Source organism: Cellulomonas denverensis, from assembly GCF_012396125.1.
GTDB classification, from domain to species: Bacteria; Actinomycetota; Actinomycetes; order Actinomycetales; family Cellulomonadaceae; genus Cellulomonas; species Cellulomonas denverensis.
In genome coordinates this window covers 270,483-291,630 of sequence record NZ_JAAXOX010000001.1, presented here as the reverse complement: position 1 = coordinate 291,630, position 21,148 = coordinate 270,483, and the positions used below count along the sequence as shown (strand labels likewise).

General features: G+C 72.5%; 19 protein-coding genes. 3 read left to right on the top strand and 16 right to left on the bottom strand.

What is annotated here, in order from left to right; translation table 11 throughout:
* The first annotated feature begins 9 nt into the window (after positions 1 to 9).
* Positions 10 to 864 carry a 16S rRNA (cytidine(1402)-2'-O)-methyltransferase gene (rsmI, locus tag HGA03_RS01325; RefSeq protein ID WP_168628412.1) on the top strand — a complete coding sequence of 285 codons (855 nt, stop codon included), beginning with the start codon at positions 10 to 12 and terminating at the stop codon, positions 862 to 864.
* A gap of 3 nt (positions 865 to 867) precedes the next feature.
* On the opposite strand, the gene HGA03_RS01320 is transcribed toward rsmI, so the two are convergent.
* The 11 genes from HGA03_RS01320 to HGA03_RS01270 all read right to left on the bottom strand — a co-directional run bounded on the left by HGA03_RS01320 (position 868) and on the right by HGA03_RS01270 (position 14,526).
* Entirely contained in the window at positions 868 to 1,611 is a 744-nt protein-coding gene (locus tag HGA03_RS01320) for a hypothetical protein (RefSeq protein ID WP_168628411.1), read from the bottom strand.
* Positions 1,608 to 3,851 carry a hypothetical protein gene (locus tag HGA03_RS01315; protein WP_168628410.1) on the bottom strand — a complete coding sequence of 748 codons (2,244 nt, stop codon included), beginning with the start codon at positions 3,849 to 3,851 and terminating at the stop codon, positions 1,608 to 1,610. Before HGA03_RS01315 ends, HGA03_RS01320 begins: the two co-directional genes overlap by 4 nt.
* Positions 3,848 to 4,114 carry a hypothetical protein gene (locus tag HGA03_RS01310; protein ID WP_168628409.1) on the bottom strand — a complete coding sequence of 89 codons (267 nt, stop codon included), beginning with the start codon at positions 4,112 to 4,114 and terminating at the stop codon, positions 3,848 to 3,850. Before HGA03_RS01310 ends, HGA03_RS01315 begins: the two co-directional genes overlap by 4 nt.
* Positions 4,115 to 4,234: 120 nt before the next feature.
* Positions 4,235 to 5,170: a 4-(cytidine 5'-diphospho)-2-C-methyl-D-erythritol kinase gene (locus HGA03_RS01305; protein WP_239073480.1), complete on the bottom strand. Its 936-nt coding sequence runs from the start codon at positions 5,168 to 5,170 to the stop codon at positions 4,235 to 4,237.
* Between the two features lie 39 nt (positions 5,171 to 5,209).
* Positions 5,210 to 6,181: a 16S rRNA (adenine(1518)-N(6)/adenine(1519)-N(6))-dimethyltransferase RsmA gene (gene rsmA, locus HGA03_RS01300; protein ID WP_168628408.1), complete on the bottom strand. Its 972-nt coding sequence runs from the start codon at positions 6,179 to 6,181 to the stop codon at positions 5,210 to 5,212.
* A gap of 22 nt (positions 6,182 to 6,203) precedes the next feature.
* On the bottom strand, positions 6,204 to 7,307 hold the full coding sequence (locus HGA03_RS01295) for a resuscitation-promoting factor (protein WP_239073479.1): 1,104 nt from the start codon (positions 7,305 to 7,307) through the stop codon (positions 6,204 to 6,206).
* A gap of 402 nt (positions 7,308 to 7,709) precedes the next feature.
* Positions 7,710 to 8,939: a resuscitation-promoting factor gene (locus HGA03_RS01290; RefSeq protein ID WP_239073478.1), complete on the bottom strand. Its 1,230-nt coding sequence runs from the start codon at positions 8,937 to 8,939 to the stop codon at positions 7,710 to 7,712.
* Between the two features lie 137 nt (positions 8,940 to 9,076).
* Positions 9,077 to 10,033 (bottom strand): TatD family hydrolase, encoded by a 957-nt coding sequence (locus HGA03_RS01285; RefSeq protein ID WP_168628406.1) that lies wholly within the window; start codon positions 10,031 to 10,033, stop codon positions 9,077 to 9,079.
* On the bottom strand, positions 10,033 to 11,817 hold the full coding sequence (gene metG, locus HGA03_RS01280) for a methionine--tRNA ligase (protein WP_168628405.1): 1,785 nt from the start codon (positions 11,815 to 11,817) through the stop codon (positions 10,033 to 10,035). Before metG ends, HGA03_RS01285 begins: the two co-directional genes overlap by 1 nt.
* Positions 11,818 to 11,844: 27 nt before the next feature.
* Positions 11,845 to 13,308, bottom strand: coding sequence for a D-serine/D-alanine/glycine transporter (gene cycA, locus HGA03_RS01275; protein WP_203767179.1), 1,464 nt, complete (start codon positions 13,306 to 13,308; stop codon positions 11,845 to 11,847).
* Positions 13,309 to 13,650: 342 nt separating this feature from the next.
* Positions 13,651 to 14,526, bottom strand: a complete 876-nt coding sequence (locus HGA03_RS01270) for an NAD-dependent epimerase/dehydratase family protein (RefSeq protein WP_168628404.1) — start codon at positions 14,524 to 14,526, stop codon at positions 13,651 to 13,653.
* 83 nt (positions 14,527 to 14,609) lie between these two features.
* Between HGA03_RS01270 and HGA03_RS01265 the strand changes: the two genes are divergently transcribed.
* Together HGA03_RS01265 and HGA03_RS01260 are read left to right on the top strand one after the other, a co-directional pair.
* Positions 14,610 to 15,188: a TetR/AcrR family transcriptional regulator gene (locus tag HGA03_RS01265; RefSeq protein WP_168628403.1), complete on the top strand. Its 579-nt coding sequence runs from the start codon at positions 14,610 to 14,612 to the stop codon at positions 15,186 to 15,188.
* A gap of 61 nt (positions 15,189 to 15,249) precedes the next feature.
* Positions 15,250 to 15,579 carry a helix-turn-helix domain-containing protein gene (locus tag HGA03_RS01260; RefSeq protein ID WP_168628402.1) on the top strand — a complete coding sequence of 110 codons (330 nt, stop codon included), beginning with the start codon at positions 15,250 to 15,252 and terminating at the stop codon, positions 15,577 to 15,579.
* A 3-nt stretch (positions 15,580 to 15,582) separates the two neighbouring features.
* Here HGA03_RS01260 and HGA03_RS01255 read toward each other — a convergent pair whose 3' ends face one another.
* The 5 genes from HGA03_RS01255 to HGA03_RS01235 form a co-directional block, all read right to left on the bottom strand.
* Positions 15,583 to 16,170, bottom strand: a complete 588-nt coding sequence (locus HGA03_RS01255) for a ClpP family protease (RefSeq protein WP_168628401.1) — start codon at positions 16,168 to 16,170, stop codon at positions 15,583 to 15,585.
* Complete coding sequence (locus HGA03_RS01250) at positions 16,167 to 16,784, bottom strand: ClpP family protease (protein WP_168628400.1); 618 nt, start codon at positions 16,782 to 16,784, stop codon at positions 16,167 to 16,169. The genes HGA03_RS01255 and HGA03_RS01250 overlap by 4 nt, the downstream gene beginning before the upstream one ends.
* Positions 16,785 to 16,864: 80 nt before the next feature.
* A complete protein-coding gene (locus HGA03_RS01245) occupies positions 16,865 to 18,625 on the bottom strand; it encodes an oleate hydratase (protein ID WP_168628399.1) in 1,761 nt (586 codons plus the stop codon).
* A gap of 45 nt (positions 18,626 to 18,670) precedes the next feature.
* Complete coding sequence (locus HGA03_RS01240) at positions 18,671 to 19,288, bottom strand: TetR/AcrR family transcriptional regulator (RefSeq protein ID WP_168628398.1); 618 nt, start codon at positions 19,286 to 19,288, stop codon at positions 18,671 to 18,673.
* A 76-nt stretch (positions 19,289 to 19,364) separates the two neighbouring features.
* A complete protein-coding gene (locus HGA03_RS01235; protein WP_168628397.1) occupies positions 19,365 to 21,137 on the bottom strand; it encodes an ABC-F family ATP-binding cassette domain-containing protein in 1,773 nt (590 codons plus the stop codon).
* Between the last annotated feature and the right edge of the window lie 11 nt (positions 21,138 to 21,148).

The following is a 21,148-nucleotide window of genomic DNA, read 5'->3' as shown; positions in this document are numbered from 1 at the left end:
GCTGACCGGGTGGACCCCCAGAACCCCGGCCGGCTCATCCTGGCGGCGACCCCGATCGGCAACGCCGAGGACGCCTCCCCCCGGCTCCGCCGGCTGCTGGCCGAGGCCGACCTGATCGCCGCCGAGGACACCCGCCGGCTGCGTGCCCTCGCCGCCCGCCTCGGCGTCGAGATCGGCGGTCGGGTGCTCAGCCACCACGAGCACAACGAGCAGGCCACCGTCGGCGAACTGCTGGACGCCGTCGCCGCGGGCTCCACCGTCCTGGTGGTCAGCGACGCCGGGATGCCAGCCGTCTCCGACCCCGGCTTCCGCGCGGTCGCGGCCGCCGTCCAGGCCGGTCTCCCGGTCACCGCCGCCCCCGGCCCCAGCGCCGTGCTCACCGCCCTGGCGCTGTCCGGCCTGCCCACCGACCGGTTCTGCTTCGAGGGCTTCGCCCCCCGCAAACCCGGCGAACGGGCCCGCAGCTTCGCGCTCCTCGCCCGGGAACCGCGCACCATGATCTTCTTCGAGGCCCCGCACCGGCTCGCCGCCATGCTCACCGACCTCACCGCCGCCCTCGGCGACGACCGTCCCGCCGCCGTCGCCCGGGAACTGACCAAGACCTACGAGGAGGTCCGCCGCGGCACCCTCGCCGAGCTCACCGCCTGGGCCACCGGGCACGAGGTCCGCGGCGAGATCGCCGTCGTGGTCGGCGGCGCCCCCGACACCGTCGAGGTCGCCGAGGCCGACCTGGTCGCCGAGGTGCTCGCCCGGGTCGACGGCGGCGAACGCCTCAAGGACGTGGTGGCCGACGTGGCGCAGGCCGCGGGGGTGTCGAAGCGGGAGCTGTACGCGGCGGCGCTGGCGGCACGCGCGGCGCGGTGAGCGTCAGGGCATGTCCTCACGGGGAACCGTGGTGGGCTGCCCGTCCTCGCCGATGATGGTGACGTCGTAGGGGTTGGGGATGTTGTAGTCGCCGATGGGGGCGTGCTCGCGCCAGTTCTCGAACTGTTGGGCGGTGGCGGTGGAGGCGTCGCAGTCGCCGGTGACGGTCTGGTAGCCGCGGACGCGCATCGCGGGGGCTTCGAGGCCGAGGGCGTCGAGTTCGGCGATCTCGTCCGCGGTCAGGGGGGACAGGGTGGTGTCCACCAGAAGCGAGCTCCACAGGCCCGCCTTGTCGCGGGGTTCGCCGGTGGCTTTGCTGACCTCTTCGGACGAGTAGGTGCACGAGTGGACCACCGTGGTCCCGTCGGGGTTGTCGTCGACCGACAGAACGAGCCGCGGGCTCGGGCCGAGGGCGACCCATTCCCAGCTGGCGGCGCGGGGGTTGAGGTCGATGACTCCAAGGTTCGCGTCGGGGTCGATGTACTGGGTGAACTGGGCGAAGTGGCTGGTGTTGGTCAGGTTCGCCCAGGCGACGACCTCCATGGTCGTACGGAGGGTCTGCACGGCCGGGTGGTCTTCGTAGGGGGTGTCGGGGGGGAGTTCGGGGGTGAGGGGTGTGATGTCGGCTGCCGGGTAGGGGCCGGTGTCGGTGGGGGTGGGATCTGGTTCCTGGTCGCCGGTGCAGGCGGAAAGGGAAAGGCACAGAGCCACAGCAACGCCGACCAATCGGACCATGGGGCGGGTCATGGCATGTCTCCCCGGTTGCGTGCCTCGATCTCGCCGTTCTCGTTGATGACCAGGACGTCGTACATCGAGCTGGTGACTCCGGCGTTGAGGGCGGTGGCCTTGTCGCCGTACTCGTCGGTCGTGGCCTTGGTGAGGGTCCCAAGTGTGGTGCCGTAGGGCGGGTCGATGCGCGGCCACGCCTCGGTCAGCTTGTCGGTGATCGCGGTGGACAGGGTGGACTCGCCCTGGCCCATTCCCGACTCGCGAAGCGCCGCCAGCTCGCCCGGAGTCATCAGCGCGCTCCACTGGCTTTCCGCCAGGAGGTCGATGTTGCCGAGGGCGACCTGGGCCAGCCAGTCCACCGCTGCCGTGCCGGTGCTGAGCCCGGGGATCGCGCCGATCAGCCGCATGGTGAAGTCCAGTTCCTCGCGGGCTTGGCCGTCGATCAGCTCGGCGTGATGTCCGGCCTCCGCGGAAGCCGAGGCGTAGGTCATTCCGTACAGACCGCCGAGACCGGCGAGCAGCTTTTCGGCGGTGGTGTCATTCGGGTGCCCCGAACCGGTGAGGTGTGTCAGCACCCGGTCGGTGTAGTCCGTGATCCGCCCGCCGAAGGCTGCGGCAGCAGACACGTCGGTGGTCGCGATCCCCAGCAGGCGCGACAGGTTGCCGAGCGAGGTCGCGAGAGCCGGGACCTCGACCAGGACGCCACCGATCAAAACCTCCACGGTGATCCGGTCGCCCTCGAAGCTGCCGAGGTTGCCCATCCCGCTCACCACCTCAGGCACGAACACCCCCATCGCCAGCGCGATGTCCCGCGACGCCTCGGGCGACATCGCCCCGACCTGGAGGTGCAGGTTCCCGCCGAGCCGCTCGAAGGCCTGTGAGGCGAAGTCGACGATCCCGCCCCAGGTGGCACCCATCGGGTCCTGCGCCCGGGCGTCCACCGCCTCCGGACTGGTCACGATCGCCTGGATCACCGCTGCCGGGCCCTCGAACCCGTCCGGGCTCCAGTCCCACTCCCCGAACCAGAATGCCCCGGCCGCACCCTCGAGCAGACCGAGTGCCTCACCGGGGACCCGGGCGAGCTGACCGAAGATCGCGCCCATCAGCGTCGGGCCACCGCCGCCGAGACCGGCGAGCACGCCCGCCTCGAACTCCGCGCGGGTGTAGCCGAGGAAGTCGATGGTCGGCAGGCCGCCGGTGCGGGTGACCAGGGCGAACCGCTCGGGGTCCTCGGTGCGCAGCTGTTCGACCCGGGTGAACGCGCCGACGGCGACCTGCGGGTTGAGCCCGTCGGCGGCGAGCAGGAAGGGCACGACCAGGCCCCGGGCGTAGCCGTCGGCGGTGTCGATCAGGCCCTCGCCCCATTGCCGGGCGGTGTCGGTGTCCCAGGTCAGGGAGGCGGTGACCCATCCGGTGCAGAGCAGACCGGACAGCTGGGCGGCGGTGACCCCGCCGTGGAAGGCGCCGTGCAAATCCCCGGCGGTGCTGAACTCGGCCATGAAGCCGGCGAGACCCTCGGGCCCGAGACCGGCGTAGAACGCAGCCATCACGTCCGGGTCGGAGGAGTACTGGGCGAGGAACCGGGCTACCAGGTCGTAGTCCTCGGCGGTGCGGCCGTCGGCGTCGTTGATCCGGTCCAGCAGGTCGTCGACGATGTCCTCGGGCGGGCGGATGGACCCGTTGGGGCGGTAGGCCAGTCCGGCCCAGGCGGCGGCGCCGGGGCCGGGCGTGCCCTGGAGTTCGTTCACGGTGCGGGCGTCCAGGGCCCGGCGCTGGTCGGCCAGGTCGGCGAGGGCGGACAGTTCGCGGTCGATCGACTGCTGCGCCTCGGCGACCAGGAAGGACAGCGACCCGACCGAGCCGCCCGCGGTCGCGTTGCCGGTGGTCACCTGCTCCTGGGCCGCGGTGAGCTGGCGCTGGTAGCCGGTGCGCAGGTCCTGGGCGGAGTCGAGCCGGAGCCGGATCGTGTCGCCCTCGGCCTGGAGCTGTTCCAGGGCCGTGGCGTAGCCGGCGATCGCCTGGGAGAGCCGGAGCCAGCCCTCGGCGGTGGCCGTGGCGGTATCGGAGACCGAGGTGGCGGCGGTCAGGAAGGCCTGCGCGGCCTGTCCGGACCACACATCGCCGGTCAGTGATCCGGCCGCCGTGACGGCCGAGGTCCGGCGCTCGGCGAGTTGTTGTGCCGCGTCCTCCAGTGCCCAGGCCGCGACCCGGCAGCCGGGCACGTCGCCCGCGTCGGGGAACCGGTCGCTGCGGCTCATGAGGCGGCCCCGGCCAGTGCCGCGTCCGCCTGTTCGAGGGCGGCGACCGAGTCGTCGGCACGGGTGGCGAGGTTGGTCCAGCCGGTGAGGGTGTTGGCCTCCTGATCGCGGAGGGTGAGGAACGCCTGGACGAAGGCGCCGATCACCTCGTCCGAACCGCAGAGCGAGATCGAGGGGCAGGATCGCCACTCACCGCTGCCGAGCCCGCGGAATGTCTGTGCCGTGGCACGCAACTGCGTGCTGTCCAGTACCAACTCGCCCATGACGTTGCCCCTGCTCTCCTCGGACGAACCTGAGGAACGGTAGGGGGCGACCGGTCGGACGCGCGGGTGTTCGGGGGTGCGTTGGGTGCCGCTGACCTGCGAATTGAGTGGTGTCCGGCCCTACAGCACGTCCGACCCCGGCAGCACGCGTGCCCCGTGCACCGGCCCGGAGGCGGTGAGCACCGAGTCGACCACCCCGGCGGCGGTCATCGCGGCGGCCAGGGCGAGGGCGTGCTGCCGGCTGCGACCGAGTGCGGCGACGGTGGGGCCGGAGCCGGAGATCACCACGCCGAGCGCCCCGGCGTCCTCGGCGACCGCGAGGGTCTCGACCAGGTCGGGGCGCAGTTCGAGCGCCGCCGCCTGCAGGTCGTTGTGCAGCAGGGTGCCGACGGCCACGGCGTCGCCGGCGCGCAGGGCCTGGAGCAGGGCGACCTCGGAGTCCAGATCGGGGATCCGGGGGTCGGGGGTGAGCGCGTCGAACTCGTCGAAGACGGCGGGGGTGGGCAGGCCGTCCTCCTGGATGCCGAAGGCCCAGTGGTACTCGCCGCGGCTGAGCGCGGGGGTGAGCAGGTCGCCGCGGCCGGTGCCCACGGCGGTCTGGCCCATCAGCAGGAACGGCACGTCGGCGCCGAGGGTTGCGCCGAGTTCGGCGAGCTCCTCCCGCGGCAGGGCGGTGCCCCAGAACGCGTCGCAGGCGAGCAGGGCGGCCGCGGCGTCGGCGGAGCCCCCGGCCATCCCGCCGGCGACCGGGACGGCCTTGGTCACCCGGAGCTGGATGCCGTCGGCGATGCCGGTGTGCTCGGCGAGCAGCCGGGCGGCGCGCAACGCGAGGTTCTCCTCGCCGGCCGGCACCCGCTCGGCGCCGGGGCCGACCACGGTGACCCGGAGGGTGTCGGCGGCGCGGGCGGCGACGTCCTCGTAGACCGACACGGCCTGGAAGACGGTGCCGAGCCGGTGGTAGCCGTCGGGGTCGCGCGGCCCGACCCGCAGCGAGAGGTTGACCTTGCCCGGGGCGCGGACCCGCACCTCACGGCGGGCGAGTCGCAGGTCGGTCACGCCCCCACTGTGCCAGGTCCGGCGGGTGCGGGCGCGCGTTCAGCGCCGGCGGCGGGCGGGGGCGGGGCCGCGGTGCACCAGCGCCTCGGCGGGCAGTTGCTCGGCGACCCGGGCGAAGGCGGCGATGTCGAGCGCCTCGCCCCGGGCCTGCGGGTCGACCCCGGCGGCCTCGATCGCGGCGGTCGCGGTGGCGGTGTCCCCGGCGAGCGGGGCGAGGGCGGCGCGCAGCATCTTGCGGCGCTGGGCGAAGGCGGCGTCCACCACGGCGAAGACCTGTTCGCGGGTGGCGGTGGTGGGCGGCGGGGCGTGCCGGTCGAGCCGGACCAGGGCGGAGTCGACGTTCGGCACCGGCCAGAACACCGAGCGGCCGACCGTGATGGTGCGGCGGGCGGCCGCGTACCAGGCGGTCTTGGCCGACGGCACGCCGTAGGTGCGGCTGCCCGGGGGCGCGGCCAGCCGGTCGGCGACTTCGGCCTGCACCATCACCAGCACCCGTTCCAGGGTGGGGAAGTGCTCCAGGAAGCTGAGCAGCACCGGCACCGACACGTTGTACGGCAGGTTGGCGACCAGCGCGGTGGGGGGCGAGCCGGGCAACTCGCGCACGTCGAGGGCATCGCCGCGGACCAGGGTGAGGCCGGGACCGCCGTCCGCACCGGCGTGCACATCGGGCAGGTCGACGACGGTGACGTCCAGGCCCGGCACGTGCCGGCGGACGGTGTCCGGCAGCAGGCCGGCCAGCACCGGGTCGATCTCCACCGCGGTGAGGTCCGCGCCGGCCTCCAGCAGGCCGAGGGTGAGCGAGCCCAGGCCGGGGCCGATCTCCACCACCCGCTCGCCGGGCACGATGTCGGCGCCGCGGACGATCTTGCGCACCGTGCCGCCATCGAGGACGAAGTTCTGGCCCAGGGTCTTGGTCGGCCGGACCCCGGCCCGTTCGGCCAGCTCGCGGATCTCCGCCGGACCGAGCAACGGCCCCGCCGCGGACGCGACGGGGCCGTTGCTGTCAGTCATGGACCGAGAGCCTACTGGCTGCTCAGCTGAACAGCCGCGAGCCGCACACCGGCCACTGGCCGGCACCGGAGCGGTTGTACAGGTCCTGGGCCCGGGCGGTCTGCTCCGCGGCGGACGCCTGGGACGGCAGGCCGGAACCGCCGACCGCCCTCCAGGTGCTCACCGAGAACTGGTACAGGCCGTGGTACAGGCCGTTGGAGGACACGATGGTCGGGTTGCCGCCGGACTCGCAGGCGGCCAGCGCGGCCCAGTTCAGGCCGGAGGCGCTGCCGCCACCCACGGCCGGGCTGCCCGCGGAGGACGACCCGGTGGACGCGGCGGGCGCCGGGCGGGCCTTGGTGCCCACGCTGGTGACCTGGTCGACCGGGGCCTGGGTGACCTCGTCGGACAGCGTCTCGCGGCCGGTCTCCTGGCCGTCGACGGTGGTGACCCGCTCCACCAGGGTGCGCACGCCGGGCACACCGGCGGTGGTCACCTTGGTGGTGCCCTTGTACATCGAGGGGTCCTCCTGCTCGGTCGCGCCGAACGGGACCTCGCTGGTGGTGGTCACGTCCTCGACCACGACCCGGTTCACCACGACGGTGACGGTGCCGTCACCGGCCCGGGCCACACTGACCCGGTCCAGCGGCTGCAGCTCCACGCCCAGGTGGTCGAGAGCCTCGGCCACGGTGGTGCTGCCGTCGTCGACGGTGAGGGTCTCGCCGTCCACCTGGACCTCGGCCGGGCCGTCCAGGGTCAGGTCCAGGGACAGATCGGGGCGGCCGGAGTTCGACCGGTTGGCGACCAGGCGGACGTCGCCGCCACGGCTGGCGAGCATGGTGAGCGCCTCGTCGGCGGTCAGTGCGGTGGTCCACACCTGCTGCTCGGCGCCGTCGGCGTTGATCACGATCTGGTGGGCGTGCCGCACCTCGATCCCGGCGCCGTCCTGCAGGGCGCCGCTGGGGGTGACGGTGTCGCGGGAGCCGAGCTCCAGGCCCTGCTCGGCGAGCAGGCCGTCGACGCTGCCGGAGAAGGTCGACACGGTGGTGAGCACCCCGTCGACGTCCAGGGTCACGGTCTTGTGCGCGTCGGCGACGGCGACGCCGCCACTGGCCAGCACGACCACGGCGGTGGCGGCGGCGATCACGCGGCCACGGTGCCGGCGTGGGCGGGTCTGCTCCGGATTGTCGGGGTCGGTCTCGGAGGTGTTCCGGACGATGCGGTGGCGGAGGGTGGTACCGGCGGCGCGCAGGCGCGTGCCGAAGGAGTTCGCAGAGGTCACTGGGGTCCAGACGACGACGGTCCCGGGCACGGGGTGCGGGTGCGACAAGCGACTGACGCCCCGCGTTGCCCGGCCGCGATGGGCCGTGGCGATGCCGGCAGCCGGAGGGTGCTGCCGATCACGCGGGTCCCGGATCCCCGATCCGGCTGTCCAGTTCCCGGAGGGGGGAACCAGTGCCCGTGGCGCAACGGTCACGAACGACGTATGAACGTAACCTATTCGTGACCTGATGCCAAGGGCTCAGCCCAGCACCGTGAGGTAATGCACTCAGTACCAGCCCTTGGCCTGGAAGGACGACCAGGCGCCGCAGGGGGTCGAGTACCGGCCGGCGATGTAGTTCAGTCCCCAGGTGATCTGGGTCGCCGGGTTGGTCCGCCAGTCGGCGGCGACGCTGGCCATCTTGGAGCCCGGCAGCGCCTGGGGGATGCCGTAGGCGCCGGAGGACGAGTTCGCCGCGTCCACCCGCCAGCCGCTCTCCTTGTTCCACAGCTGCAGCAGGCAGGAGAACTGGTCGTCGCCCCAGCCGCGCGCGGCGGCCATCTGCTTGCCGAGCTCCTGGGCGCTGCCCGGGGTGACGGTGACGTCGGCGGAGATCTCCAGGGTGCCGACCTTGACGATCTGGGTGACCGGCTCGGTGGTGACCGCCGAGGCGATCACTTGGCGCTCGACCACGGCTCCGCCGACCACGGCGTTGCTGTAGGTGGTGGTCCGCAGTCCGGCGCGGCCCGGGGTCTCGACCTTGCGGGTGCCGGCGACCAGGGTGGGGTCCTCGACCTCCTGCTCCTCGAACGGGATCGCCTCGGTGACGGTCTCGCCGGAGGTGGCCGCGCGGGTCACCATCACCACCAGTCCGTCGGTGGCGGTGGCGTCCAGCGGAACCGAGACCCGGTCGTCCTCGTTCAGCACCAGGCCGATGTCCCGCAGCGCGTCCCGCACGGTGCCGGCGCTGGTGACCCCGTCGATCACCTGCCCGTCGACGGCCAGGTGGATGGTCTTCTGGGTGGAGACCCGCAGCACCTCACCGCGCTCGACCGCCGAGGAGCGGGAGGCGGAGGTCAGGATGCCGGACTCGCGCAGGCCGAGGTCGTCCACGGCCTCACCGACGGTCAGGGCGGTGGTCCACACGGTCTGCGCCTCGCCGTCCACCTCGACGTCGAGCTGGCGGCCGTGCCGGACCACGATCTCGGCACCGTCGGCGACCTGCTCCCCGAGCCCCGGGGCGACCAGGTCGTGCTCGCCGACGGTGATGTTCCCGCTGGCCAGCACCTGGCCCACCGTGCGGCCGAAGGCGTTGACCTCGATCTGCTCGCCGTCGACCTCCACCATCACGGTCTTGTGCAGCCCGACGAAGGCGGTGGTGCCACCGGCGGCCAGCAGCAGGACGGCGGCCTGGGCGGCGAGCCGGGCCCGGCGGGACCGGCGGGTGGGGCGGTCCTGGCGCCGCGAGGACGCGGAACGCAGCCGGGCGTGCTCGGCGGATTCGGCGGGGGTGGCCACGCGCGGGACTCCAACGGGAGGGGGAAGTCGGAACTAGCGACGACCGTAACCGATTCGTGACCGGGAGAACACCCCATGACCGCCCACGGGCCCCGACCGGGTGACGTCCGGGGCCGAACCGTGGACCGGAGAGGTCGTCACCAGGTGCCGTAGACCCGTTCGGTGGTGGTCGTCAGCCGCCGGCACACGGCGTCCAGGTCCTCGCCCAGCTCGGCTGCGATCCGCCGCACCGTCAGCGGGACCAGATACGGCGCGTTCGGGCGGCCGCGCAGCGGGTGCGCGGTCAGGTACGGCGCATCGGTCTCCACCAGCACCAGGTCCGGCGGCATCCGGCGCAGCGCCGCCCGCAGGTCGTCGTTCGCCCCGAAGGTCACCGGCCCGGCGAAGGAGGCGAACCAGCCCTCGGCGGCGCACACCTCGGCCAGCGCGGGGCCGCCGGAGAAGCAGTGGAAGACGGTGCGTTCCGGGGCGCCGTCCCGGCGCAGCAGCTCCACCACGTCCTGGTGCGCGTCCCGGTCGTGGATCTGCAGCGCCAGGCCCAGCTCCTTCGCCAGCGCGATGTGCGCCCGGAATGCCTCCCGCTGCACCGCTCGCCCACGCGGACCGGCCCGGAAGAAGTCCAGGCCGGTCTCGCCGATCGCGCGCACCCGGTCGTTGCCCCGCGCGACCTGCTCGACCGCGGCCAGGGCGTCGTCCAGCGAGGTGGCGTGCCGGGGCCGGGGGTCCGGGTCCAGGCCGTCCGGGGCGACCTCGTGCACCCCGGCGTGCAGCACCGCCTCGTTCGGGTGGATCGCCACCGCCCCCAGCAGCGCCCGGCGACCGGCCCGCAGCGGCACCGGGGCGATGACCTGCTCCCCGGCGTCGGCCCGCAGCACGGCATCGGTCCAGGCGACCGCGTCCAGGTCGCAGCCGACCTGGACCATCCGCGGCACCCCGACCGAGGCGGCCAGGTCCAGGTGCTGGTCCAGGGTCGCCGGGCCGGGCTCCTCCCGGACCCCCAGCACCGACTCAAGGTGGGTGTGGTTGTCCGGGACGGGGCTCGGCAGCGGCTCCGGGGCTGCGGGCCAGCCCGGTTCCCGGCGCTTGCGGGACATCAGGCCTGGCGCAGGCGGTCGAGCTCGGCCTCGACCATGTCGTCGTCCAGCTTGGTGAACACCGGCGTCGGCTTGGCCACCGGGGTGCCCGGCACCACCGGCCGCGGCTCCCACCCGGGCACGGCGGAGTAGTCGCCGGTGATCACCGGGTACTGCCGGCTCGGGTCGTCCAGGTCGGTGACCTCGTCGATCCGGGGCAGCGGGGAGACGGTGCCGGTGCCGCCCAGCGCCTCGTGCACCTGCTGGGCCGAGTGCGGCAGGAACGGCGACAGCAGCGTGTTCAGGTCGCTGACCGCCTGGCTGGTGGTGTGCAGCACGGTGGCGAGCCGGTCCGGGTCGGTCTTGAGCTTCCACGGCTCGGTCTCCGAGACGTACCGGTTGGCCTCCTGCACCATCCGCATCGCCTCGCCGATCGCGGCGCGGTGCCGGTGGGTGCCGATCAGCTCGCCGACCCGGCCGAAGGCGGTGGTGGTCTGGGCGAGCAGCGCCTCGTCCACCGGCTGGCGGGTGCCGGGCTCGGGGATCGCGCCGAAGTTCTTGTGCACCATGCTCGCGGTCCGGTTGACCAGGTTGCCCCAGCCGGCGACCAGCTCGTCGTTGGTGCGGCGCTTGAAGTCGGCCCAGGTGAAGTCGGCGTCCTGGCTCTCCGGGCCGGCGGTGGAGATGTAGTAGCGCAGCGCATCCGGCTGGTAGCGGGAGAGCATGTCGCGCACGTAGATCACCACGCCGCGGCTGGAGGAGAACTGCTTGCCCTCCATGGTGAGGAACTCGCTGGAGACCACCTCGGTGGGCAGGTTCAGGTTCCCGTACGGGCCCGGGGTGCCGCCCTTCGACCCGCCGCCGGTGTAGCCGAGCAGCTCGGCCGGCCAGATCTGGGAGTGGAAGGTGATGTTGTCCTTGCCCATGAAGTAGTAGGACAGCGCCTGCGGGTCGGTCCAGAACTGCCGCCAGGCCTCCGGGTCCCCGCTGCGCCGCGCCCACTCGATCGAGGCGGACAGGTAGCCGATCACCGCGTCGAACCAGACGTACAGCCGCTTGTTCGGGTTAGACTCCCAGCCCTCCAGCGGCACCGGGATGCCCCAGTCGATGTCCCGGGTCATCGCCCGCGGCCGGACGTCGTCCAGCAGGTTCAGCGAGAACTTCAGGACGTTCGGCCGCCAGTTGGTCCGGGTGCGCAGCCAGTCGCCGAGCGCGTCCACGAACGCGGGCAGGTCCAGGAAGAAGTGGTTGGACTCGACGAACGTCGGTGTCTCGCCGTTGATCCGGGACTTCGGGTTGATCAGGTCGATCGCGTCCAGCTGGTTGCCGCAGTTGTCGCACTGGTCGCCGCGGGCGCCGTCATAGCCGCAGATCGGGCAGGTGCCCTCGATGTAGCGGTCCGGCAGGGTGCGGCCGGTGGACGGGCTGATCGCGCCCATCGTGGTCTGCTCGACCATGTAGCCGTTCTTGTGCACGGTCCGGAACATCTCCTGCACCACGGCGTAGTGGTTGCGGGTGGTGGTCCGGGTGAACAGGTCGTAGGACAGGCCGAGCTGGGTCAGGTCCTCGACGATGACGCGGTTGTACCGGTCGGCGAGCTCCTGCGGGGAGACGCCCTCCTGCTCGGCCTGCACCAGGATCGGCGTGCCGTGCTCGTCGGTGCCGGAGACCATCAGCACGTCGTGCCCCGCCATGCGCATGTACCGGCTGAACACGTCGGAGGGAACGCCGAATCCGGCGACATGACCGATGTGCCGCGGACCGTTGGCATACGGCCAGGCGACTGCGCTGAGGATGTGGGACATGCCGACGATCTTAGTGACCGGCGGCGCTCACTCGGACTCGGACTCGCGCGCCCCCAGCGCCCCGAGGGTGACCGACGCCTGGATCGAGTCCGCCACCCCGCGGCGGCGCATCGTCCACCAGGCGATCGCCAGCACCGCGAACCAGATCGGCAGCATCACCATCGCCCGGCGGGTGTCCGGGTCCAGGGCGAGCGCGCCGACCAGGAAGGCGAAGAACGCCAGCACCACCCAGCACATCACCGGGCCGCCGGGCATCTTGAACGTCGAGGCCGCGTGCAGCTCCGGCGACCGGCGGCGGTACACCAGGTAGCAGGCCAGGATCATCGTCCACACCACGACGAACATCAGGGTGGCCACCGTCGTCACCAGCGTGAACGCCTGCATCACCGAGGTCCCGGCGTACAGCAGCACCACCCCGGGCACCAGGCAGGCGCAGGAGAACATCAGCCCGCGGGCCGGCACGTGGTGGCTGGACAGCCGGCCGAACGACCGGGGCGCCATCCGGTCGTCCGCCAGGCCGAACAGCATCCGGGAGGTGGAGAACATCCCGGAGTTCGCCGAGGACGCCGCCGAGGTCAGCACCACCAGGTTGATGATCCCGCCGACCGCGGGCATCCCGGTCATCGCGAACATCGTGACGAACGGGCTGGTCTCCGGGTCGATCCGGTCCCACGGGATCACCATCATGATCACGGCCAGCGCGCCCAGGTAGAACAGTGCGATCCGCAGTGGGATGGAGTTGATCGCGCGGGGCAGGGTGCGCTCGGGGTCCTTGGTCTCGGCGGCGGTGGTGCCGACCAGCTCGATCCCGACGAAGGCGAAGGCCGCGATCTGGAACCCGGCGATGAAGCCGCGCAGCCCCTGCGGGAAGAACCCGCCGTGCTCCCACAGATTGGCGACCCGGGCGGTGGTGCCGTCGGTGTCCGAGAACGCCAGGGCCACCAGCACCAGGCCGGCCACGATCAGCGCGACGATCGCGATGATCTTGACCAGGGCGAACCAGAACTCCAGCTCGCCGAACAGCGCCACCGCCACCAGGTTCAGCACCAGCAGCACCACGATCAGCAGCACCGCCGCGATCCACCGGGGCAGGTCCGGCCACCAGTAGGCCACGTAACCGGCCACCGCCACCACGTCGGCGATCCCGGTCACGATCCAGCAGAACCAGTAGGTCCATCCGGTGACGAACCCGGCCCAGGGCCCGATGATGTCCGCCGCCATATCCCGGAACGAGCGGTACTTGAGGTTGGACAGCAGCAGCTCGCCCATCGCCCGCATGACGAAGAACAGCATGAAGCCGAGCACCGCGTAGACCAGCAGCACCGACGGCCCGGCCAGCGAGATGGTGCGCCCGGAGCCCAGGAACAGCCCGGTGCCGATCGCGCCGCCGATCGCGATCAGCTGGATGTGGCGGTTGGTGAGCCCGCGCTGCAGCTGCTCGCCGTCCTCGCCGGTCTGCAGGTCCGCAGTGCCGTCGGTCCTCTGGGTCACGGTGCCGTCCCGTCGGTCGGGGGTCTCGGTGCGGGTGCCGCCACAGACCGGGACATGATGGCCGGGCGGCACCCGGCCGTGCGGCCGGACCGCGACGCTGGGGGGAGGTTATCGGCAGAACGAGGGTGCGCGGCGCCATGGCTGAGTGGTGGACCGGCAGAACAGGGGGTGCCGGGACCGCCCCGATCGGCGCCGGTCCGCCTACCCAGACCCGGTGATCAACCGGGCGGAGGAGCGGGCATGGTGGGGGTGGTCGCCCAGCGCGCGGCGACCGCCTGAGGGCAGGGCCGGTCGTTCCGCCGCCCAGACCAGAACCCCGGCCCGCGCCGTCCGCCCCGCGTCTCAGAGGTCGTAGTACCCCGCCGCGATGTCGGCGAGCAGACCGGCGCCGGCCGGGCGGCGGCCGGTCAGCGCGTCGGTGGCGGCACCGGAGGCGGGCTGATCCACGGTCATCATCAGGCCGAGGAAGCCGATCTCCTGCGCCGATCGGGTGCCGGAGGGCAGTCCCAGGCGGTCGGCGAGCGCCGCCGCGATCTCGCGCACCGGGATGCCCTGGTCGCCGACCGCGTGCAGCACGGTGCCGGGTGCCGCTGCCGCCACGGCGAAGCGGAACACCTGCGCGGCGTCGTCGACGTGGACCGCGGGCCAGCGGGCGGAGCCGTCCCCGGGGTAACCGGAGAGGCCGGCCTGCTGGGCGATCCGGGCCAGCCAGGTGACGAAGCCCTGATCGCCGGGTCCGTGCACCGAGCGGGGCAGCCGCACCACGACACCGCGGACATCGCGGTCTGCCAGGTCCACCACGGTCCGGGCGACCCGGCCGCGGGCGCCGGTCGGGCCCCCGGTGGCCCAGTCTGCCTCGGTGGCGAGCCGTCCTGGCATCGCCGGGGTGCCCGAGGCGATCACCAGGGGCTTGCCGGTGCCCGTCAGAGCGGCGGCGAAGGCTGCCACGGCGGCGGCGTCCAGCGTGCCCGCCTCGGCGAAGTGGTCGAAGTCGTGCCGGTAGGCCAGGTGGACCACCCCGTCGGTGCGCTCGGCCGCGTCGCGCAGCAGGGAGGTGTCGGTCAGGTCGCCGGGCAGCGGCTCGACTCCCGCGGCGGTCATCCGGGCGGCGGACTCGGCGGATCGGGCCAGGCCGACGACCTGGTGCCCGTCGTGCTGGAGCAGGGGGACGAGGTGGCGGCCGATCCAGCCGGAGGCCCCGGTGACGAGCAGGCGCATGAGGATCCTTCTTCCGATGACGAGACTTGGTCCCATCACTATAGACCTGATAGGACCAAGTCTCGTCAACTAGGATGTCCGGCATGGCCCGATGGGAACCCGGAGCGCGGGAGCGACTGCAGCGCGCGGCCCTCGACCTGTTCGTGGAGCGCGGATACCCGGACACCACCGCCGCGGAGATCGCCGAGCGCGCCGGACTGGCCAAGAGCACCTTCTTCCGGCACTTCACGGACAAGCGCGAGGTGCTCTTCGACCGGGAGCAGACCCTGAGCCGCCTGGTCGCCGACGCCATCGCCGCCGCACCCGCGGACGACGACCCGATGGCAGCGGTCGCCGCCGGGCTGCGGTCGGCGGACCAGCTGTTCGGCCCGGAGCGGCACGACTGGGCCCGCCGCCGGCAGCGGGTGATCGATGCCCATCCGGAACTGCGCGAGCGCGAACTGCTCAAGCTCAGCGGCCTGACCGAGGCGATCGATGCCGCGCTCCGGGCCCGGGGAGAGAGCGCCGATGTCGCCGCGCTGTGTGCGGCGATCGGCCGGCTGGCGCTCGACCGGACGTTCCTGTGCTGGATCGCCGACGACCCGGACGGTGCGGGCTGGGCGGCGCTCGCCGACCGGGAGCTCGCCCGGGTGCGATCCGGGCTCGGGAGTCTGGCGCTCTGATCCCGCTCTGCCCAGAGCAGAACCCCGGCCCGCGCCGCCCGCTCCCGGCCTACCGTGAGGCATGACCGCCACCACCGCGCGCCCCGTCACCCCGATCCGCCGCGGGCGCGAGCCCCTGTGGCGTGAGTTGCTCGGCCTGCGGCTGCGCCGGCTGCGGCACCAGCGCGGCGAGACCCTCGGGGAGACCGCGGAGCGGGCCGGAGTGTCCCCGCAGTACCTGTCCGAGATGGAGCGTGGGGTCAAGGACCCGTCCAGCGAGATGATCGCGGCGGTGGCCGGAGCGCTGGGGGTGAGCCTGCTGGACCTGACCACCGGGGTGGCCCAGGACCTGCGCGCCCCGGCGGCGCCGGCCGCGACGGTGCTCGCGGCACCCTTCGGCCTGGCTGCCTGAGTCTCACCGCCGGTCGATCACCTGGTCGATCAGCCCGTACTCCTGCGCCGCCGCGGCGGTGAACACCCGGTCGTGGTCGGTGTCCGCGCGCAGCCGCTCCACGCTCTGCCCGGTGTGCTCGGCCAGGATGCCCTCCATCTCCGACCGGATCCGCACCACCTCGTCGGCGGCCAGGATCAGGTCCGGGATGGCGCCGCGGCCCTGGGCGACCGGTTGGTGCAGCACCACCCGGGCGTGCGGCAGGGCGGAGCGCTTCCCCGGTGCACCGGCGGCCAGCAGCACCGCGCCGACCGCGACGGCCTGGCCGACACAGGCGGTGGCCACCTCGGCCCGGATGTAGCGCATCGTGTCGTAGACCGCGAGCATCGCGGACGGGTCGCCGCCCTCGCAGTTGATGTAGAGCTGGATCTCCCGGTCCGGGGCGTCCGCCTCCAGGTGCAGCAGCTGGGCGATCAGGGTGTTCGCCACCCCAGCGTCCAGGGCGGTGCCCAGGTAGACGATCCGCTCGGTGAGCAGGTGGGAGTAGACGTCCATGATCCGCTCGCCGCGCGGGTGCTGGGCGATCACGTTCGGGATGGTGTAGCTGCTCATGCCACGCCCCCGAACCCGGCCAGCCCGCGCGGGCGCTGCGGCCGGAGCTGGCCGAAGTCGTTGACGATCTGGTCGATGAAGCCGTAGTCGCGGGCCTCGGCGGCGGTGTACCAGCGATCGTGCAGGCTGTCCTCGAACACCCGGTCCAGCGGCTGGCCGGTGTCCTCGGCGATCAGGCCGAGCACGGTGTCCCGGGTGTGCCGCAGGTCGTCGGCCTGCAGTTCGACGTCCACCGCGGTGCCGCCGATGCCCGCCGACCCCTGGTGCATCAGCACCCGGGCGTGCGGCAGGGCGCGGCGCTTGCCCGGGGTGCCGGAGGACAGCAGGAACTGGCCGGCCGAGTAGGCGATGCCCAGGGCCAGGGTGGACACGTCGCAGGGCACCAGGCGGATCAGGTCCCGGATCGCCAGCATCGCGGGCACCGAGCCACCGGGGGAGTGGATCCACAGCGCGATGTCGGTGCCGGGGTCGGCGGTGGCCAGCGCGATCAGCTGGGTGCTGAGCAGGGTGCCGTTGTCGTCGTCGAGCGGGCCGTCCAGCACCAGGACCCGGCTGTCGTAGAGCGAGCGGCGGGCCTCGGCGCTGAACCGGGGCGGGGCGGGGGTGTCGGTCATGGCCCCACCGTCCCGCGCGGCGGCTCGCCGGGGGAGGGGATGCTGCCGACGGCGGATCTGCCGTCGGCAGCATCCTGGGTTCACTGCAGCAGGCGGAACTGGTGCAGCAGCTCGCCGATCTGGCTGTCGTCGACCTTGTGCTCGACGAACCGGCGGCCCAGGTGACCGCCGGGCACCTTGACCTCCTCGCCGTCCCGCAGCCGGCTGGTGGCGGCGAGCAGGGCGCGGATGTCGTAGGTGGAGCCGAAGACCTCGGGCACGCCGCGCTCGATGTCGAGCAGGGTGTAGACCGCCTCCATCGGGGTGCGCACCGAGTACTCGGTGGTGAAGATGCAGTCCCGGCCGCTCTCGGCGAACTGGCCGATGAAGGCGAAGTTCACCGAGCCGGCCGGCACCACGTCCGGGCGGTCACCGGCATGCCGGGGCATGAAGAACGAGGTGACGTACGGCATCATCACCGGCACCGTCTTGGCGCCGGTGGCGGCCAGCTCGTCGATCTCCTCGACCGGGACGCCCAGGTGGTAGAGCCACTCGCGGGTGATCTCCTCACCGGTGCAGTCCTGCATCGGCTTCGTGACGTAGTCGCCGGGGCGGTCGACGAACAGGCTGTACACCCACACCACGCACTCGCCGGGCTTCTGCTGCTTGAAGTGCGGCTGGCGGTTGACCGTCCAGGACATCAGCCAGGACGAGTCCTTCGCGGTGACGATGCCCCCGGTGACCACCCCGCCGCTGAACGGGTCCCGCTTGGCGATCTTCTGGATGTACGCCGGGATGCGCGGGTCGAGGGTGGTGACGGTGGCCGACTCCCACTTGGTCTGCGGGATGTGCGCGCCGAACACGTCCGGCCGGCCGAAGGACGGGTCCTTGGCGGCGATCCGGCGCCACAGGTCCCAGGCCGGTGCGGGCCCCTCGTTCAGCCGGGCCGGGGTGTGGTGGTCGCCGTTGTCCGAGTTCTCGGTCAGCGAGCCGATGGTCATGAACAGCAGGTCGTCCGGGCCCAGCTCGGTGCTGCCCGCCTCGCCGCCGCGCAGCCAGTGCACCCGGGTGGCCTGCTTGCGGCCGTCCTGCAGGTCGAAGTCGACGTCGGTGACCTCGGTGGAGAACTCGAAGTGCACCCCCTGGTCGAGCAGCCAGGTGTAGAGCGGCAGCACCAGCGATTCGTACTGGTTGTACTTGGTGAACTTCAGGGCGGAGAAGTCCGGCAGTCCGCCGATGTGGTGGATGAACCGGTGCAGGTAGAGCTTCATCTCCAGCGCCGAGTGCCATTCCTCGAAGGCGAACATCGTCCGCCAGTACAGCCAGAAGTTGCTGTCCAGGAACTCGCGGCCGAACACCTCGTCGATCCGCTTGCCCTCCATCTCCTCCCGGGTGGCGAGGAAGACCTTGACGATCTCCTTCTGCGCCTTCTCACTGAGGGTGAACAGCCCGTCGGTGTGCGCGTCCTGACCCCGGTCGACGGTGGCGCGCTGCAGGGAGAAGTTCGGGTCGTCGCGGTTCAGCCAGTAGAACTCGTCCAGCACGCTGGCGTCCTCGACCTCCAGCGAGGGGATCGAGCGGAACAGGTCCCACAGGCACTCGAAGTGGTCCTCCATCTCCCGGCCGCCGCGGATCACGAAGCCCTTCTTCGGCTCCTTGATGCCGTCCAGCGCACCGCCGGGCAGGTCCAGCCGCTCCAGCACGGTGATCCGGTCCCCGCTCATCCGGCCGTCGCGGATCAGGAAGGCCGCACCGGAGAGCGAGGCCAGTCCCGCCCCGACGAAGAGCGCGGTCTTGTCGTCCACCCCCGCGGGCTTGCGGGGACGGGCGAAGGCTTCATAGTTGCCGTTGGTGTGACGCATGACGTTCCTTCCATTCGTGATGGTGTGGTTCGTCCTCGTCGGTGGTCAGCCGGCGGGGGCCTCCGGGACGGTGTGGAGGTACCCGGCGACGATCTGGGCGACCTGGGCCCGGAGTTCGGTGGTCGCATCGTCGTCGGGATGCAGGGGATTGAGGGGTTGGACCAGCAGCAGGTTCAGGACGGCGAACACGCTCCGGGCCCCGCGGTGGGCCTGCCGGGCGGTGCCGGGCCGGGCGGTCAGCAGGAGTTCCGCGATCCGGCGCTCCAGGTCGGCGACGATGGCCAGCCCCTCGGCGCGGTACGGCTCGCTCGCGTCGCCGAACAGCAACTCGCGTTGGTAGTGGGCGGCGTCGTCCAGGTCGCCGGCCCAGGTGAGCACCGGCTCGATCTGGGCACAGACCGCCGCGGTGAGATCGGCCTCCCGCTGCGCGGCCTGCGATCCGGCCTCGACCGCGGCGGCGAACCGCCGGTTGTACACCATCAGGAACAGTTCGCCCTTGCTGGCGGCGTAGCGGAACAGGGTGCCCGCGCCGATGTCCGCGCGCTCGGCGATCTGCTGGGTGGTGACCCGGTCGAAGCCGTGGGTGTCGAAGAGGTCGGCGGCAGCGGCGAAGATCCGGTCCTGCTTCTCCTGCCGGGCGCGTTCCCGGCGGCCGATCGCCATGCTCGCCTCCCGGGGTTGCGGATCGTGCTCAAAAATGAGCGTACTCCGTTTTGCCCCGGGCGCGCGGTGAGCCGGCTCAGCCCTCCACGGCCTCCGCGAGCTCCAGCCAGCGCAGCTCCAGCTCGGCCAGCTCGTCCTGCCGGGCCGCCCGGTCCGCGGTGAGCTTCGCCAGGCCGCCGTAGTCGGCCGGGTCGTGCTCGTTCATCCGGACGTCCAGGTCGGCGATCTGGTCGGTCAGCTTGGACATCCGGCGGTCGACCGCGGCCAGCTCCTTCTTGGCGGCCCGGGTGGCGGCGGCGTCCGAGGGTGCCTTGGCGGCCGATGCAGCGGTGCTGGGCACCGACTCCGCGGCGGCGAGCAGGCGCAGGTACTCGTCCACACCGCCGGGCACGTGCCGGAACCGGCCGTCCAGGATCGCGTACTGCTGGTCGGTGACCCGTTCCAGCAGGTAGCGGTCGTGCGAGACCACCAGCAGGGTGCCCGGCCAGGTGTCCAGCAGGTCCTCCATCGCGGCGAGCATGTCGGTGTCCAGGTCGTTGGACGGCTCGTCCAGCACCAGCACGTTCGGCTCGTCCAGCAGGATCAGCAGCAGCTGCAACCGCCGGCGCTGCCCACCGGACAGGTCCTTGACCGGGGTCTGCAGCTGGACGCTGGTGAAGCCCAGTCGTTCCAGCAACTGGCCCGGGGACAGCTCCTTGCCGCCGGCCACGTAGCTGGTGCGGTACCGGGCGATCACGTCGTTCACCCGGTCGTCCGCGACGTCCGCCAGTTCGGCGAGCTCCTGGGTGAGGGTGGCGACCTTGACCGTCTTGCCGCGCTTGACCCGGCCGGTGGTCGGCCGGACCGCACCGGTGACCAGGCCGAGCAGGGTGGACTTGCCGGCCCCGTTCACCCCGAGCACGCCGGTCCGCTCGCCGGGGGCGATCCGCCAGGTGACGTCGCGCAGCACCTGGTGGTCGCCGTAGCTGACGCCGACGTCCTCGATGTCCACCACGTCCTTGCCCAGCCGGGCGGTGGCCATCTGGGACAGCTCGACGGTGTTGCGCGGCGGCGGCTCGTTCGCGATCAGCGCGTTCGCGGCGTCGATCCGGAACTTGGGCTTGGAGGTGCGCGCCGGGGCGCCGCGGCGCAGCCAGGCCAGCTCCTTGCGCATCAGGTTCTGCCGCTTCGCCTCCGAGGCGGCGGCCATCCGGTCCCGCTCCACCCGCTGCAGCACGTAGGCCGCGTACCCGCCCTCGAAGGGCTCGACGATCCCGTCGTGCACCTCCCAGGTGGCGGTACACACCTCGTCCAGGAACCACCGGTCGTGGGTGACCACCAGCAGGCCGCCCGCGTTCGCCGACCAGCGCCGGTTCAGGTGCCCGGCCAGCCAGGTCACCGCCTGCACGTCCAGGTGGTTGGTCGGCTCGTCCAGCATCAGGACCTCGTCCTCGCCGGCCAGCAGCGCGGCCAGGGCGGTCCGGCGGCGCTGGCCACCGGACAGTTCGGCGATCGGCTTGTCCCACGGCAGGTCACCGGCCAGCCCGGCCACCACATCCCGGATCCGGGCATCCCCGGCCCACTCGTGCTCGGCCCGGTCCCCGGCGATCGCCTGCCCCACGGTCAGCGCCGGGTCCAGGGTGTCCTGCTGGTCCAGCACCCCGATCCGGGTCCCGCCGCGCACCGTCACCCGGCCGCCGTGCGGCTCCAGCCGGCCGGACAGCATCGCCAGCAGGGAGGACTTGCCGTCACCGTTGCGGCCGACGATGCCCACCCGGTCGCCCTCGTTCAGGCCGACGGTGATGCCGTCGAAGACGGTCTTGGTCGGGAAGGACAGGCGGAGGTTCTCGCCGCCGAGCAGGTGGGCCATTCGGACAAGGG

Excerpts from the sequence above, each read along its gene's own strand:
- HGA03_RS01320 (WP_168628411.1), bottom strand. The coding sequence starts at position 1,611 with ATGACCCGCCCCATGGTCCGATTGGTCGGCGTTGCTGTGGCTCTGTGC.
- HGA03_RS01315 (WP_168628410.1), bottom strand. The coding sequence starts at position 3,851 with ATGAGCCGCAGCGACCGGTTCCCCGACGCGGGCGACGTGCCCGGCTGC.
- HGA03_RS01310 (WP_168628409.1), bottom strand. The coding sequence starts at position 4,114 with ATGGGCGAGTTGGTACTGGACAGCACGCAGTTGCGTGCCACGGCACAG.
- rsmA (WP_168628408.1), bottom strand. The coding sequence starts at position 6,181 with ATGACTGACAGCAACGGCCCCGTCGCGTCCGCGGCGGGGCCGTTGCTC.
- HGA03_RS01285 (WP_168628406.1), bottom strand. The coding sequence starts at position 10,033 with ATGTCCCGCAAGCGCCGGGAACCGGGCTGGCCCGCAGCCCCGGAGCCG.
- metG (WP_168628405.1), bottom strand. The coding sequence starts at position 11,817 with ATGTCCCACATCCTCAGCGCAGTCGCCTGGCCGTATGCCAACGGTCCG.
- HGA03_RS01270 (WP_168628404.1), bottom strand. The coding sequence starts at position 14,526 with ATGCGCCTGCTCGTCACCGGGGCCTCCGGCTGGATCGGCCGCCACCTC.
- HGA03_RS01265 (WP_168628403.1), top strand. The coding sequence starts at position 14,610 with ATGGCCCGATGGGAACCCGGAGCGCGGGAGCGACTGCAGCGCGCGGCC.
- HGA03_RS01260 (WP_168628402.1), top strand. The coding sequence starts at position 15,250 with ATGACCGCCACCACCGCGCGCCCCGTCACCCCGATCCGCCGCGGGCGC.
- HGA03_RS01255 (WP_168628401.1), bottom strand. The coding sequence starts at position 16,170 with ATGAGCAGCTACACCATCCCGAACGTGATCGCCCAGCACCCGCGCGGC.
- HGA03_RS01250 (WP_168628400.1), bottom strand. The coding sequence starts at position 16,784 with ATGACCGACACCCCCGCCCCGCCCCGGTTCAGCGCCGAGGCCCGCCGC.
- HGA03_RS01245 (WP_168628399.1), bottom strand. The coding sequence starts at position 18,625 with ATGCGTCACACCAACGGCAACTATGAAGCCTTCGCCCGTCCCCGCAAG.
- HGA03_RS01240 (WP_168628398.1), bottom strand. The coding sequence starts at position 19,288 with ATGGCGATCGGCCGCCGGGAACGCGCCCGGCAGGAGAAGCAGGACCGG.
- HGA03_RS01235 (WP_168628397.1), bottom strand. The coding sequence starts at position 21,137 with ATGGCCCACCTGCTCGGCGGCGAGAACCTCCGCCTGTCCTTCCCGACC.